Annotated in this window: 1 pseudogene; it reads left to right on the top strand. The window is 49.6% G+C overall.

The window, feature by feature from the left end:
* Positions 1–4: 4 nt before the first annotated feature.
* Positions 5–282: pseudogene (locus ACNKXV_RS14635) on the top strand (YfcC family protein); the annotation flags it as partial.

Below are 282 nucleotides of genomic sequence, written 5' to 3'. Positions count from 1 at the left end.
CTAAATGAAACTCTCCTTTCCCCATCCACTCGTCATTCTTTTGGTTTTCATTTTTCTGGCAGGAGTCGCCACCTACTTGATTCCTGCGGGGAAATTCGAACGGGTTTTGGATGAAAACACAGGCCGGGAACTGGTGGTCCCGGGCAGCTTCCAATCCATCGCTCAGGAAAAACCCGCACTCAGCGATTTGCTTTTGGCCATTCCAGAAGGGGTGATTGCCGGAGCTGAGATCATGGTGCTGATCCTGTTTATTGGCGGAGCTTTTTTCATCGTGGAAAAAAC

This window comes from Christiangramia aquimixticola (assembly GCF_048285835.1).
Lineage (GTDB): Bacteria > Bacteroidota > Bacteroidia > Flavobacteriales > Flavobacteriaceae > Christiangramia > Christiangramia aquimixticola.
This window is presented reverse-complemented; position numbering and strand designations above follow the sequence as displayed.